The 14,047-nt window shown below is 70.7% G+C and carries 14 protein-coding genes; 10 read left to right on the plus strand and 4 right to left on the minus strand.

Annotated elements, in window-relative coordinates:
- The first annotated feature begins 55 nt into the window (after positions 1-55).
- The 4 genes from AB0I23_RS15840 to AB0I23_RS15855 all read left to right on the plus strand — a co-directional run bounded on the left by AB0I23_RS15840 (position 56) and on the right by AB0I23_RS15855 (position 3,109).
- Positions 56-607, plus strand: a complete 552-nt coding sequence (locus AB0I23_RS15840) for a DinB family protein (RefSeq protein ID WP_359109751.1) — start codon at positions 56-58, stop codon at positions 605-607.
- 18 nt (positions 608-625) lie between these two features.
- Complete coding sequence (locus AB0I23_RS15845; RefSeq protein WP_359109752.1) at positions 626-1,267, plus strand: PadR family transcriptional regulator; 642 nt, start codon at positions 626-628, stop codon at positions 1,265-1,267.
- A 94-nt stretch (positions 1,268-1,361) separates the two neighbouring features.
- On the plus strand, positions 1,362-2,300 hold the full coding sequence (locus tag AB0I23_RS15850) for an ATP-binding cassette domain-containing protein (protein WP_359109753.1): 939 nt from the start codon (positions 1,362-1,364) through the stop codon (positions 2,298-2,300).
- Positions 2,297-3,109, plus strand: coding sequence for an ABC transporter permease (locus AB0I23_RS15855; protein WP_359109754.1), 813 nt, complete (start codon positions 2,297-2,299; stop codon positions 3,107-3,109). The genes AB0I23_RS15850 and AB0I23_RS15855 overlap by 4 nt, the downstream gene beginning before the upstream one ends.
- Before the next feature lie 17 nt (positions 3,110-3,126).
- On the opposite strand, the gene AB0I23_RS15860 is transcribed toward AB0I23_RS15855, so the two are convergent.
- Entirely contained in the window at positions 3,127-4,551 is a 1,425-nt protein-coding gene (locus AB0I23_RS15860) for a glutamate decarboxylase (RefSeq protein ID WP_359109755.1), read from the minus strand.
- A gap of 309 nt (positions 4,552-4,860) precedes the next feature.
- Between AB0I23_RS15860 and AB0I23_RS15865 the strand changes: the two genes are divergently transcribed.
- Positions 4,861-5,619, plus strand: coding sequence for a MerR family transcriptional regulator (locus AB0I23_RS15865; protein WP_359109756.1), 759 nt, complete (start codon positions 4,861-4,863; stop codon positions 5,617-5,619).
- Between the two features lie 46 nt (positions 5,620-5,665).
- On the opposite strand, the gene AB0I23_RS15870 is transcribed toward AB0I23_RS15865, so the two are convergent.
- Positions 5,666-6,031, minus strand: a complete 366-nt coding sequence (locus AB0I23_RS15870; RefSeq protein ID WP_359109757.1) for a YbjQ family protein — start codon at positions 6,029-6,031, stop codon at positions 5,666-5,668.
- Positions 6,032-6,177: 146 nt separating this feature from the next.
- Here AB0I23_RS15870 and AB0I23_RS15875 point away from each other — a divergent pair, with 146 nt between their 5' ends.
- On the plus strand, positions 6,178-6,894 hold the full coding sequence (locus tag AB0I23_RS15875; RefSeq protein ID WP_359109758.1) for a DedA family protein: 717 nt from the start codon (positions 6,178-6,180) through the stop codon (positions 6,892-6,894).
- Positions 6,895-6,918: 24 nt separating this feature from the next.
- Here the strand turns inward: AB0I23_RS15875 and AB0I23_RS15880 are convergent, their stop codons facing one another.
- Together AB0I23_RS15880 and AB0I23_RS15885 are read right to left on the minus strand one after the other, a co-directional pair.
- Positions 6,919-8,640, minus strand: coding sequence for a threonine/serine ThrE exporter family protein (locus tag AB0I23_RS15880; RefSeq protein WP_359109759.1), 1,722 nt, complete (start codon positions 8,638-8,640; stop codon positions 6,919-6,921).
- A gap of 205 nt (positions 8,641-8,845) precedes the next feature.
- Entirely contained in the window at positions 8,846-9,340 is a 495-nt protein-coding gene (locus AB0I23_RS15885) for an inorganic diphosphatase (RefSeq protein ID WP_359109822.1), read from the minus strand.
- An 86-nt stretch (positions 9,341-9,426) separates the two neighbouring features.
- Here AB0I23_RS15885 and dacB point away from each other — a divergent pair, with 86 nt between their 5' ends.
- From dacB to hpt, 4 genes are all read left to right on the plus strand, one after another.
- A complete protein-coding gene (dacB, locus tag AB0I23_RS15890) occupies positions 9,427-10,932 on the plus strand; it encodes a D-alanyl-D-alanine carboxypeptidase/D-alanyl-D-alanine endopeptidase (RefSeq protein ID WP_436846938.1) in 1,506 nt (501 codons plus the stop codon).
- Between the two features lie 49 nt (positions 10,933-10,981).
- Entirely contained in the window at positions 10,982-12,115 is a 1,134-nt protein-coding gene (locus AB0I23_RS15895) for a zinc-dependent metalloprotease (protein WP_359109761.1), read from the plus strand.
- 198 nt (positions 12,116-12,313) lie between these two features.
- Positions 12,314-13,396, plus strand: coding sequence for a tRNA lysidine(34) synthetase TilS (tilS, locus tag AB0I23_RS15900; RefSeq protein WP_359109762.1), 1,083 nt, complete (start codon positions 12,314-12,316; stop codon positions 13,394-13,396).
- Positions 13,397-13,495: 99 nt separating this feature from the next.
- Positions 13,496-14,035 carry a hypoxanthine phosphoribosyltransferase gene (gene hpt, locus AB0I23_RS15905; protein ID WP_072487175.1) on the plus strand — a complete coding sequence of 180 codons (540 nt, stop codon included), beginning with the start codon at positions 13,496-13,498 and terminating at the stop codon, positions 14,033-14,035.
- The last annotated feature ends 12 nt before the right edge of the window (positions 14,036-14,047 follow it).

Genomic DNA, 14,047 nt, shown 5'->3' on the forward strand with positions numbered 1-14,047 from the left:
TCGGTGTCAGGAAGACACCGAGCGCGGGCTCGAACGGTTCCGAAGGGCGGACATCATGGTCACTCACGTTCCCGCAGAGGCCCACGGCGACGAGCGCGGCGCGCTCCTCTCCTTCGTCGAGACCCAGCGCGGCGCGATCCGGCGCTCGCTGCTCGGACTCACCGAGGAGCAGGCGGCGAGCCGGCCCAGCGCCAGCGAACTCTCCCTCTCCGGGCTGCTCAAGCATGTCGCCGAGACCGAGCTGAACTGGCTGCGCCTCGCCCAGCAGCGCCCCAACGAGAAGGCCCGCACCGAGGAGACCTGGGCGGACAGCTTCCGGCTGGTCGGGGGCGAGACGGTCCCGGAGATGCTGGAGTTCTGGGCGAAGGTCGCGGCGGAGACCGAGGAGTTCATCCACTCGGTGGAGAGCATGAACGACACGTTCCCGCTGCCCGAGGCGCCCTGGTTCCCGAAGGACGAGCGCTGCTCGATGCGCTGGCTGCTGGTCCATCTCGTCGAGGAGATCGCCCGGCACGCCGGGCACGCGGACATCATCCGGGAGTCCCTGGACGGCCGCACCGCGTTCGAACTGGTCGCCGAGGAGGCGGGCTACTCTGGTCAAAGTTGAATAGGAAGGGTGGGTGGGATGTCCGCGATCCGGCTGCTGGTGCTCGGTGCCGTGCGTCAGCACGGCCGGGCGCACGGCTATCAGGTCCGCAACGACCTGGAGTACTGGGGCGCCCACGAGTGGTCCAACGCCAAGCCGGGCTCGGTGTACCACGCCCTGAAGCAGATGGCGAAGCAGGGGCTGCTGATCGCCCATGAGATCGCCCCGAGCACCGCGGGCGGCCCGCCGCGTACCGAGTACGAGATCACCGAGAAGGGCACCGGGGAGTACCTCTCGCTGCTGCGTGCGGCGCTGACCTCGTACGACCAGAAGATGGACGTGCTGTCGGCGGGCATCGGCTTCATCGTCGACCTGGAGCGGTCCGAGGCGGTCGCGCTGCTCAAGGAGCGGGTGGCGGGACTGGCGGCCTGGCGGGCTTCGGTCACCGAGTACTACACGCCGGAGGACGGTCCCGAGTCGCTCGGCCACATCGGCGAGATCATGAACATGTGGGTCCACTCGGCGGACGCGGGGGCCGAGTGGACGCGGGGGCTGATCGAGCGGATCGAGGGCGGCGCCTACACCTTCGCGGGGGAGGGTGACCCGTTCGTCGGGGTGCTGGCCGAGGGTGAGGAGAACCCGTACGCGACCGGTGTCCCGGATCCCGGGGATCTCGACTGATCAAGTTTGACGAATGGGTTGGCTCCGGTTACCTTTCCCCATCTAGTCAAGTTTGACTAGATGGGGCGGGTGGCGACGAGAGGGTGTGGCGAGAGTGGCGGACGCGATCGTTCTCGACGATGTGCGCAAGAAGTACGGGGGCAGGCGCGCCCTGGACGGCCTCGATCTCACGGTCGGCCGGGGCACGGTGCACGCCGTGCTCGGCCCCAACGGCGCGGGCAAGACCACGGCCGTACGCGTCCTGTCCACGCTGCTCCGCCCCGACGGGGGCCGGGCCGAGGTGGCGGGGTTCGACGTACGGACCGAGGCCGGTGAGGTCCGGCGGCGGATCGGGCTGCTCGGGCAGCACGCCGCCCTCGACGAGGAGCTCGGCGGACGGCAGAACCTGGAGATGTTCGGCCGGCTGCACCACCTGGGCGCACGCCGGGCGGGCGTGCGGGCCGACGAACTGCTGGCCCGCTTCGGGCTCGCGGACACCGGCCGCAAGCCGGTCAAGGAGTACAGCGGCGGTATGCGCCGGCGGCTCGATCTGGCCGCCTCCCTCCTCACCGACGCCGAGGTGCTCTTCCTGGACGAGCCGACGACCGGACTCGACCCGCGCGGGCGTGCCGAGGTGTGGTCGTCGGTGCGCTCCCTGGTCGGAGGGGGCACGACTGTCCTGCTGACCACGCAGTATCTGGAGGAGGCCGATCAGCTCGCGGACCGGATCTCGCTGATCGACGGCGGCCGGGTCGTCGCGGGCGGCACCGCCGACACGCTGAAGGCGCAGGTGGGCGGGGATCGTATCGTCGTCGTCGTCCGTGACGCGTCCCAGCTGGACACCGCGGCGCGGCTCCTGACGGGCGGCACGGTCCTCGACGCCGACCGGCGGCTGATCGGGGCGCCCGCCGGGGACCGGATGGCGACGCTGACCCGGACGGTGCGGGCGCTGCAGGAGGCGGGGATCGAGGCGGATGACGTCGCGGTGCGCCGCCCCACCCTGGACGAGGTCTTCATGGCGCTCACGGGCGCGGACACGGAGGTTGCCGCATGAGTGCCACCGGTTCGCGCACCGGCACGAGCGCGGTCGGCTGGGCGCTGGCCGATTCCTGGACGATGACCCGGCGCGAACTCGCCCACTGGGCGCGGCAGCCGGTGCGGATCGTCGTCGGTCTGGTCTTCCCCGTGATGCTGCTGCTGATGTTCACGTATCTGGTCGGCGGCGGCCGAGGAGTCGACGGCGACCACGCCGAGTTCCTGGTGCCGGGCATGCTCGCGCTGACCATGGCGTTCGGCCTGGAAGCAACCATGCTCGCCGTCACCCAGGACCTCACCAAGGGCGTCATCGACCGGTTCCGCGCCATGCCGATGGTGTCCGGCTCGGTGCTGGTCGGCCGGAGCGTCGCGGACATGCTCCAGTCGGTGGCGGCGCTCGCGGTGATGACCGGCGTCGGATACGCGGTCGGCTGGCGCTGGCACAACGGGGTCACCGCGGCGCTGGGCGCGGTAGGGCTGCTCCTGCTGCTGCGGTTCGCGATGCTGTGGATCGGCATCCAGCTGGCGATGGTGGCGGGGAAGCCGGAGATGGTGCAGGCGGTGCAGATCCTGGTCTGGCCGGCCGGTTTCCTCTCCAACGTATTCGCGACGCCGGAGTCGATGCCGGACGGGCTGGGCGCGGTCGTCGAGTGGAACCCGATGTCGGCGGCGGCCACGGCGGCCCGCGGGCTGTTCGGCAACCCCGGCGGTTCCGGGGGGTCCTGGGCGGCCGCCCATGCGGAACTTCTCGCCTTGGTATGGCCGTTGGCACTGATCGCGGTGTTCTTCCCGCTGGCGGTGCGGAGGTTCGCCCGGCTCGGCCGGTAGAACCCCCGCCCCCCGACTCAGTGATGGAACGCCGTCCTGACGTCCCGGTCGTGGCTCAACGGATGGCGCTGGGAGCGCAGGTCGGGCAGCAGAATGCGCAGGTCCTCCATGAGCAGTTCCGCGAGGTCCGAGGAGAAGCCGTTGCGGCACACCACCCGGAGCACCGACAGGTCCTGCCGGTTGGCGGGGAAGGTGTACGCGGGCACCAGCCAGCCGTGCTCGCGCAGCCGCCGGGACACGTCGAAGACGTCGTACGCCCGCACTCCGGGCGCGGTCGTCAGCGCGAAGACGGGCAACTCGTCCCCCCGGGTGAGGAGGTGGAAGTCGCCCAGCTTCTCGATCTGGGCGGCGAGTCCGCTCGCCACGTCGCGGGACGCCTGCTGAACGGCCCGGTAGCCGTCCCGCCCCAGCCGTAGGAACGTGTAGTACTGAGCCACCACCTGGGCGCCGGGCCGGGAGAAGTTCAGTGCGAAGGTCGGCATGTCGCCGCCCAGGTAGTCGACCCGGAAGACGAGATCCTCGGGGAGTTCGGCGGGCGAGCGCCACAGCGCCCAGCCGACACCCGGGTACACCAGACCGTACTTGTGCCCCGAGGTGTTGATGGACGACACCCGGGGAAGCCGGAAGTCCCACACCAGGTCCTCGTCCAGGAACGGCGCCACCATCGCACCGGACGCACCGTCGACATGGACGGGGATGTCGAGCCCGGTGCGCTCCTGCAGCGCGTCCAGGGCGGCGCAGAGTTCGGCGATGGGCTCGTACGAACCGTCGAAGGTGGAGCCCAGGATCCCGACGGCACCGATGGTGTTCTCGTCGCAGAGCTCGGCGGCGGCCTGCGGGTCGAGATGGAAGCGGCCGCCCTCCATCGGGACCTGTCGGGCCTCGACCTCCCAGAAATTGCAGAACTTGTCCCAGCAGACCTGCACGTTGATGCCCATGACCAGATTGGGTCGGGCGGTCGACGGATAGCGGTCGGCGTTCCTGGCCGCCCAGCGTCGTTTGAGCGCCAGGCCGGCGAGCATGCAGGCCTCGCTGGAGCCGGTGGTCGAACAGCCCACGGCCGTCGACGGGTCGGGGGCGTTCCACAGGTCGGCGAGCATCGCCACGCAGCGCCGTTCCAGCTCGGCGGTGCGCGGGTACTCGTCCTTGTCGATCATGTTCTTGTCCCGGCACTCGCCCATCAGCACCCCCGCCTCGGGCTCCATCCAGGTGGTGACGAAGGTGGCGAGGTTGAGCCGGGAGTTGCCGTCGAGCATCAGCTCGTCATGGACGAGTCCGTAGGCGGTGGAGGGCGGCAGCGGGCCGTCGGGCAGCCGATGTCTGGGCGGCGCGGACGTCATACCCGCGGTCGGGTCCGCCTCCCCGAAGAAGGGGTTGAAGGCGAGCCTGCGGCGCTCCTCGGACGGCTCCCTGCCGTGGTTCGAACCCTGATGGAGTGGCATCGGCGGACAGCCCTTCTCAGCTGGTGGTGGCTCTGGCGGTGGCCTGCTCGACGGCGACGTTGACGGGCGTGGGCATGGCAGGAACCTCCGTGGGGCAGGGCGCGGCACGACCATACGGATGCGACGATACGGACAACTGCCGTGACAGGCGCGTTGGACAGGACCGGGAGGGGCCCCGGTTCACCGCAGAGGTCTCCAGAGGTCGCCCGTACTGTCCGGGCTTGCACCTCACGTCGCGTCAGGGCTCAGGCTCGGGCCCGTACCGACGCACCGACGTACAGAGCGAAGAGCAGAAGGGAGCAGAGAGCCGTGGACTTCTCCGTAGGACAGGTTGCCGGTTTCGCCGGAGTCACGGTGCGCACCCTGCACCACTACGACGGGATCGGACTGCTCTCGCCCGGCGGGCGCAGCCACGCGGGCCACCGGCGCTACAGCGACGCCGACCTCGACCGGCTGCAGCAGATCCTGTTCTACCGGGAACTCGGCTTCCCGCTCGAAGAGATCGCGGTGCTGCTCGACGACCCGGCCGCGGATCCGCAGGACCACCTGCGCCGCCAGCACGCGTTGCTGTCCGGTCGGATCGCCGAACTCCAGAAGATGGCCGCCGGCGTCGAAACAGCCATGGAGGCACGGAAGATGGGTATCAATCTCACGCCCGAGGAGAAGTTCGAGGTCTTCGGGGCCAAGGACCCGGAGGAGCACGCGGAGGAAGCGGAGCGCCGTTGGGGCTCCACCGCCACGTACGCGGAGTCGCAGCGCCGGGTGGCCCGCTACACCAAGGCCGACTGGAAGCGGATGCAGGCCGAGGTCGCCGAGTGGAGCGAGGCGTACACCGCCGTGATGGAGGCGGGCGAACCCGCCGCCGGGGAGCGGGCGACGGAGCTCGCCGAGGCGCACCGGCTCCACATCTCCACATGGTTCTACGAGTGCTCCTACGAGATCCACCGCGGGCTCGGCGACATGTACGTCAGCGACCCGCAGTTCCGCGCCTACTACGAGTCGATCAGGCCCGGCCTGGCCGAACACCTGCGGGACGCGATCAACGCCAACGCGGAGCGCCGGGGATGACTCCGGATACGGGGGCCGAGAGCACCTCGGCCCCCCGTCGGCTCGGTCAGGCCTTCTCGACGACGGCCGCCGTGCCGTACGCGCAGACCTCCGTGCCCGCGTCGGCCGCCTCCGTCACATCGAACCGCATCATCAGCACCGCATTGGAGCCGCGCGCCTTCGCCTGCTCGACGAGCCGCTCCATGGCCTGATTGCGGGTCTGGACGAGGGTCTTGGTCAGCCCCTTCAGCTCGCCGCCGATCATCGACTTCAGCCCGGCGCCGATCTGGCTGCCGAGGTGACGCGAGCGCACGGTCAGGCCGAACACCTCACCGATCACCCGGGTCACGCGGTACCCGGGGACGTCGTTCGTGGTGACGACCAGGACATCGGACTGTGCCGTCTGCCCGCCGCCGTAATCCTCAATGCCCATCGTGTGGCACCTCCTGGGGACAGCTTTGTCCCGGTTCGCCCGGTGTGCATCCCCGCGCGATCCACTGGAACCCGGAGCGGTCATCCGGCGTTGATAGCTTTGGGCGGCCACGCAGCCGCCATCGACCGATCCTGGAGCCCGGACCCTTGAATACGCTTGCGCTCGGACCGAGCTGGCTGGACCCGGACTATCTCATCGGGCAGTTCGGACTGCTCGGTGTGCTGGTCATCGTCTTCGCCGAGTCCGGGCTGCTGATCGGCTTCTTCCTGCCCGGCGACTCCCTGCTGTTCACCACGGGTCTGCTGGTGACGACGGAGAAGCTGCACACCCCGCTGTGGCTGGTCTGCGTCCTGGTGGCGCTGGCGGCGATCATCGGCGACCAGGTGGGCTATCTCTTCGGCCGCAAGGTCGGACCTTCGCTCTTCAAGCGCCCCGACTCCCGCCTCTTCAAGCAGGAGAACGTCGAGAAGGCCCACGAGTTCTTCGAGAAGTACGGGCCGAAGTCGCTGATCCTGGCCCGCTTCGTGCCCGTCGTGCGTACGTTCACGCCGATCATCGCCGGTGTGAGCCGGATGAACTACCGCTCGTTCATCACGTTCAACATCATCGGCGGTGTGCTCTGGGGCGTCGGGGTCACACTGCTCGGCGCCGGGCTCGGGCAGATCGGGCTCGTCCGCGACAACATCGAGGCGATGCTCATCCTGATCGTGCTGATCTCGGTGGTACCGATCGCGATCGAGTTCCTGCGCGCCCGCAGCAGGTCGAAGAAGGAAGCGGCCGCCGGGGGCGGCGAGGACCGGGGCCCGATCGCCGGGAGCGGCGCCCCGTCCACGGGCCAGCGCGGCCGGCACGCCAAGCGCTGACCGGGAGCCGTACCGGCGGCAGCGTCAGAAGCCGCGCGTCCGCTTGGCCGCGCGGCGGTTCGCTCCGCCGACCGCCCCGGGCACCCGCATGAACAGCCGGGAGATCTCGCTTCCCAGATTCACCCCGATCGCGATGGCCAGCGCCGTCGCCGCCGCGGACGACAGCGAGGCGAGCCCGGCGTTCACATTGCCCTGTGCCATGCCCAGGAGACCGAAGTACGTGGCCGAGCCGGGCAGCAGCGGGCCGATCGCCGCCGTGATGAACGGCAGCGACGACGTGTACCGGTAGCGCGAGAGCAGCTGCCCGAACAGGCCCACCAGACCGGCCGCCGTCGCTGTCGCCGCCACCGGCGAGATGTTGCCGGTCCTGGCCATCGCTCCGTAGATCACCCAGGCCACGGCGCCGTTGAGGGTCACCGCCAGCACGGTGGACCGGTCCTGCTGGAGCAGGATCGCGAAGGCGAAACAGAGCGCCATCGATGCCAGGATCTGCACCACCGGACGGTCGTGGGCGACGAACCTGGCTTCGGGGTTCAGCTGGGCGCCCAGCTGAAGTCCCAGATACAGGACCAGCAGCACACCGACGACGATGCCGATGAACAAGTACATGACTTCGAGCAGACGGGCGGCGGCGGTGATGTAGTAGCCGGTCAGCCCGTCCTGCACACCCGCCACCAGGGCCCGCCCCGGCAGCAGCGCGAACAGCCCACCGGTGATGACGGCGGACGGCCGGATGTCCGTCGAGTGGGTCAGGGTCAGCGCGACCCCTATCGCGGCCGGGGGCATCGCCGCCACCACGAACTGGTAGAACTCCGGCAGCCCGCGCCCCGCGCAGAGCCAGGCGAGCCGGTCGCCGAGCATCGCGCCGACCGCCGCCACCACGAAGACCAGTGCGTTGCCGCCGACCAGCACCGATGCCGCACCCGCCAGCCCGCCACCGGCCAGTGTCAGTACCCAGCCGGGGTACGGATGCCGGTTGCGCCGGATCTCGGCGAGCCGTCGGTACGCCTCCTCCAGGGAGACCTCGACGTCCTCGTGGGTGATGTCGTCGATGAGCCGGAAGACGGCGGCCAGCCGGGTGTAGTCGGTGCCGCGACGGCGTACGGTACGGCTGGCCGTCACCGGGTCGTCGACCAGCGACGGCTGGTGCGAGATCGACAGCAGCGTGAACGTGACCGTCGGCTCGCACCGGTCGAGACCGTACGAACGGGTCACCGCGAACATCGCTGCCTCGACGTCCTCCGCGCCCTCGCCACCCGCGAGCAGCAGCTCCCCGATACGCAGCGTCAGGTCGAGCACGCGCGGTACCGCGGGTCCGGTGTCGTCGGGCTTCTGCACCGGCTCGGGCGCCGGCCGCTCGGCGACCGGCATCCGCAGCATCGTGCGCATCCGGTCCTGCCAGGGCGCTTCCTTGGTCAGCCGGACCATCGGGATGCCGTGCGCGGGGGTGAAGGCGGGCGGCGACTGGCTGGCGCTGTACGTGCGCGGCGGGGCGAAGGCCGAACCGATGGTGTCCGAACCCGAGCCGGAGCCCGGTCCGGACCCGGAAGCGGAACCCGAGCCCGGGCCGGATCCGGATCCCTGCGGTTCGGTCGTCAGACCGGCCGGGAGGGCGAACTCCGAGGTGGGGTGGTCGTCCTCGGGCGACGTCGCGGGGCGCTCCACCCCGGCCGGCGGGACGAAGGCGCTGCGCGCCTCGTCGGACTGGGGCTTCTGATCTTCGGGACCGCCCGGCTCCGCCACCACTGGACCTCGCTCCTTCTTGGCTGCGCGTCTTGGGTTGCGCTCCTGCCCAGTATGGGCACGGACATGGGCGGGTATGCGAAACGGGCGGCACACCGGTGAGAGGTATGCCGCCCGTTCGCTGCGCCGAACTCTTTACGGAACCACATCGGGAACCGTAAGCGGAACCGTGGTCACGCCTGCGCGGCGATCACGGACACCGCACGTGTCAGTGCGTGCCGCCCTGCGCCTCGAGGCGCTTGTAGGAGGCCTCGATCTCGGCCTCGGCCTCGGCGCGGCCGACCCAGTCAGCACCCTCGACGGACTTGCCGGGCTCCAGGTCCTTGTAGACCTCGAAGAAGTGCTGGATCTCCAGGCGGTCGAACTCCGACACGTGGTGGATGTCGCGCAGGTGCTCCACCCGCGGGTCGGAGGCCGGGACGCACAACAGCTTGTCGTCGCCGCCGGCCTCGTCCGTCATGCGGAACATGCCGATGGCGCGACACTTGATGAGGCAGCCGGGGAAGGTCGGCTCGTCCAGGATGACCAGCGCGTCCAGCGGGTCGCCGTCCTCGCCGAGGGTGTTCTCGACGAAACCGTAGTCCGCCGGGTAGCTGGTCGAGGTGAAGAGTCGACGGTCCAGGCGGATCCGACCGGTCTCGTGGTCCACCTCGTACTTGTTCCGCGAACCCTTCGGGATCTCGATGGTGACGTCGAACTCCACGGGTGGCTCCTCCATGATCAACACATACGACTGGTGATTAAGTGTCCCCCACGGAGATGCGTGCTCGCGAAAGGGGCTGGTCAACGGTGGCCGATCCGGTGAAAAGACCGTCGATCAACCCGTTGGACGCGTTGCGCAGGCCGGCCGTGGCGGGCTGTCTGAACAAGGTGAACGGATTGAGCAACTGGCAGTTCACGGCAGGCTCCGCCGTCCTCGGCCTGGCGCTCGCAGCCGGCGCCGTCCTCGCCGCCGGTCCCTGGGACTCGGGTCAGCGTAAGGCCGAGCAGCAGTGGGCCGCCGCCCGGGACCGTACAGGTGGCGCACATCACGAACCCGCCGCGCCCGCCGCGCCGGCCCCCGCCCCCAGTGCCCCGGCCGTCCTCGCGGCCCTCGGTACCGGGGTCGACGAGACCGCTCCGGACGCGCCGGACACGCCGGACGGGGCAACTGCCGCTCTCCGTGCCACTCTCGACGAGCTGCTGGGCTCCTCCGCGCTCGGCACCGTCCGTACCGCCGTCGTCGTCGACACCGTCACCGGCAAGCGGTTGTACGGGAAGGGCGCCGACACAGCGATGACGCCCGCCTCCACCGTCAAGATCGCCACCGCCGTCGCCGCGCTCTCCGCCCTCGGCCCCGACCACCGCATCGCCACGACCGTGCAGGCATCCCCGGACTCCCGCACCCTCACCCTCGTGGGCGGCGGCGACCCCACCCTGGACAAGGCGGCGCTGCGGGAACTGGCCGCCGACTCCGTGCGTGCCCTGCGCGACCGCGGCGTCGACACCGTCCGGCTCCGGTACGACACCTCCCGGTACTCCGGCCCCGCCCTGCACCCGATCGGACCCAACGAGAACATCGCCCCGGTCAGCGCCCTGATGCTGGACGAGGCGCGGCTCGACCGCACGGACAGCGGACCCGCCCCGCGCAGCGCCGACCCGGCCGGTGACGCCGCCCGCACCTTCGCCGGCCTCCTGAACGACGCCGGTATCCGCACCGAGTCCGACCACGTGCCGGGCCGCGCCGCCGGCACGTCCCGGCCGGTCGCCAAGCATCTCTCCGCCCCGCTGTCCGCCCTGGTCGAACGGGCCCTGACCAACAGCGACAACGACATCGCCGAGGCGCTGGCCCGGCAGACCGCCCTGGCCGCCGGCGAACCGGCCGACTTCGACGGCGGCCGACGGGCCGTCACCGCCCGACTCAAGAAGCTGCACCTGCCGCTGGCCGGCGCGAACTTCGCCGACGGCAGCGGACTCAACCGCAAGGACAAGGTCACCGCCGGGCTGCTGGCGGGCCTCCTCGCCCGCGCCGCCGAACCCGGCCGCCCCGAGCTGCGCCCTGTCCTGACCGGCCTCCCGATCGCCGGTTTCACCGGCACGCTCAGCGACCGGTACACCTCGACCTCGCGCGGCACCGGACTGATCCGCGCCAAGACCGGCACCCTCACCGGGGTGAACACCCTCGCCGGGACAGTCGTCGACGCACAGGGCCGGCTGCTCGCCTTCGCCTTCCTCGCGTCCGGCACGACGTCACCGTCCGAGGCCCAGTCCGCCCTCGACGCCCTCGCCACGACCCTCGCCGCCCCTACCCGATGAGCCGGTCAACAGCACACCGCGGACGGACCCGAGCACGTACGGTTGACGCATGACGAGCATCGGTGGTGCCGAGATGGTCGACTGGAATCTCGCGGTCGCGACCGCGACCCGGCTTGTGCGGCCGGGACCCGACATCAGCCGCGAGGCGGCCCGCGAGGTCGTCGCGGAGCTCCGCAGGCATGCCAAGGCGTCGGAGGAGCACGTCCGTTCCTTCACCCGGATGATCCCGGAGGGGTCCGAACCGGAGGACACCCCGGTCCTCGTCGTCGACCGGGCCGGCTGGATCCGGGCGAACGTCGCGGGCTTCCGCGAACTGCTGCGCCCGCTCCTGGCGAAAATGGAGAACCGGCGCTCCGGCGGCCCCGGCGGCGCCGTGCTCGGCGCGGTCGGCTCCAAGGTGACCGGCGTCGAACTGGGCATGCTGCTGTCGTTCCTGGCCTCCCGGGTCCTCGGACAGTACGAGACGTTCGCCCCCGCGAGCCGTGAGCTGCCGGCCTCCCTCAGCGGCGGCGGCAGGCTGCTGCTCGTCGCCCCGAACGTCGTCCACGTCGAGCGCGAACTCGACGTCGACCCGCACGATTTCCGGCTCTGGGTCGCGCTCCACGAGGAGACCCACCGCACCCAGTTCACCGGTGTCCCCTGGCTCCGCGACCATCTGCAGGGCGAGATCCAGTCATTCCTCGACGAGACCGACGTCGACCCGATGACCGTGCTGGAACGGCTCCGCGAGGCCGCCCAGTCGCTCGTCGGCAGCACGCCCGAGGGCGAGGACGGGGAGGGCGGCGGCCGCAGCCTCGTCGAGATCGTCCAGACCCCCGCCCAGCGCGAGATCCTCGGCCGGCTCACCGCCGTGATGTCCCTGCTCGAAGGGCACGCCGACTTTGTGATGGACGGTGTGGGCCCCGAGGTCGTCTCCTCCGTCGCAGAGATCCGGGAGAAGTTCCAGCAGCGCCGGGCGCGCGGCGCCAGCCGCCTCGACCAGGCACTGCGCAAGCTCCTCGGCCTCGATGCCAAATTGCGCCAGTACCGGGACGGCGAGCGGTTCGTGCGCGCCGTCGTCGACGAGGTCGGCATGGACGGCTTCAACCGGGTCTGGACCTCCCCGAACACGCTCCCCACCAAGGCCGAGATCGCCAAACCGGCGGACTGGATCGCGAGGGTGCACCGTAAGGCAGAGTCGTGATCATGAGGCGATCGACGGGGGAAGCCGGAAGAAGTACGCCCCGGTATTCACCCATCCGAGGGACCGTAGGGGCATGGGAAGGCGTGCAATGCTCGATGAACGGCTTGGCTCTGTCACCATCGACGCACTCCGGGTGACGGCACTCTTCCCGTCCCGCCGCTCCGAGGCACTCCCAAAACTTCACGAAGGGCACCGGACATGGGTCCCCATCCTGCGGTCGCGGCGATACGCCTGGCGGTCCGCCGCGTACTCCACGACGTACTGAACGAATTCGCCGAACGCACCGAACGCACCGAACGCGCCCCGCGCCCCGAGCTCGCCGAAGCCGGCCCGGGCAGGCGGCGCCCCGCGCTCCCCGGACGCCCCGACGCCCCGCTGGTACTGGTGGCCTGCTCCGGCGGCGCCGACTCCATGGCGCTCGCCTCGGCCCTCGCCTTCGAGGCCCGCAAACTCGCCGTCCGGGCCGGCGGCATCACCGTCGACCACAACCTCCAGGACGGGTCCGACGTCCGCGCCGCCGAGGTCGTCGCCCGCCTCGCCGCCATGGGCCTCGACCCGGTGGAGGCCGTCGCCGTGCACGTCGGCCGCGACGGCGGACCCGAGGCCGCCGCGCGCGAGGCCCGCTACGCCGCCCTGGACGCCGCGGCGGAGCGCCACGGCGCCGCCGCCGTCCTGCTCGGCCACACCCGCGACGACCAGGCGGAGACCGTCCTGCTCGGCCTCGCCCGCGGCTCCGGCATCCGCTCGCTCTCCGGCATGGCCGCCGCCTCCGGCCCGGCCGGCCGCTATCGCCGTCCCTTCCTGCAGCTCGACCGGCAGACCGCCCGTAAGGCGTGCCTGGTCCAGTCCCTGTCCGTCTGGGACGACCCGCACAACGTCGACCCCGCCTACACCCGCTCCCGGCTGCGCCACGAGGGCTTGCCCGCCCTGGAGAAGGCCCTCGGCAAAGGCGTCGTCGAGGCCTTGGCCCGTACCGCGCAGCTCTCCCGCGACGACGCCGACGCCCTGGACACCTGGGCCGCCGAGGCCGACACCGCCGTACGGGACGACGCCGGGCAGCTGGACTGCGCCAAGCTGTTCGCGCTGCCCCCCGCCGTACGCCGTCGGGTGCTGCGCCGGGCGGCCATAGAGGCAGGCGCTCCGGCCGGTTCTCTCTTCGCCCGCCACATCGAGGAAGTCGACCGGCTGATCACCGGCTGGCGCGGCCAGCAGGCCATCAACCTGCCCGGCCGCGTCGAAGCCCGGCGCCAGGGTGGCAGACTGGTGATTCGGCAGAGCTGAAGCACAAGCGGCTGACATGCAGGCGAGCGGCCGCGCACGGCCGGGGCACCACTCCGGACCGGGCAGGCAAAGAAAGAGACGTGGGTGAACGAGAAGGACATGGGCACCGACCTTCAGTCGGTGCTCCTCACCAAGGAAGAGATCGACGCGAAGCTCGTCGAGCTGGCCGCGAAGATCGACGCGGAGTACGCGGGCAAGGACCTGCTCATCGTCGGCGTCCTCAAGGGCGCCGTGATGGTGATGGCGGACCTCGCGCGCGCGCTGTCCACCCCCGTCACGATGGACTGGATGGCCGTCTCCTCGTACGGAGCGGGCACCCAGTCCTCCGGTGTCGTCCGGATCCTCAAGGACCTGGACACCGACATCAAGGGCAAGCACGTCCTGATCGTCGAGGACATCATCGACTCGGGCCTGACCCTGTCCTGGCTGATGTCGAACCTGGGCTCCCGCGAACCCGCCAGCCTGGAGATCTGCACCCTGCTGCGCAAGCCGGACGCGGCGAAGGTCGCGCTCGACTGCAAGTGGGTCGGGTTCGACATCCCCAACGAGTTCGTCGTCGGTTACGGGCTGGACTACGCGGAGAAGTACCGCAACCTGCCCTTCGTCGGCACGCTCGCCCCGCACGTCTACGGCGGCTGAACGCGCCGCAGA

The sequence above is a fragment of the Streptomyces atratus genome (assembly GCF_040655115.1).
In the GTDB taxonomy this organism is placed as follows: domain Bacteria; phylum Actinomycetota; class Actinomycetes; order Streptomycetales; family Streptomycetaceae; genus Streptomyces; species Streptomyces atratus_D.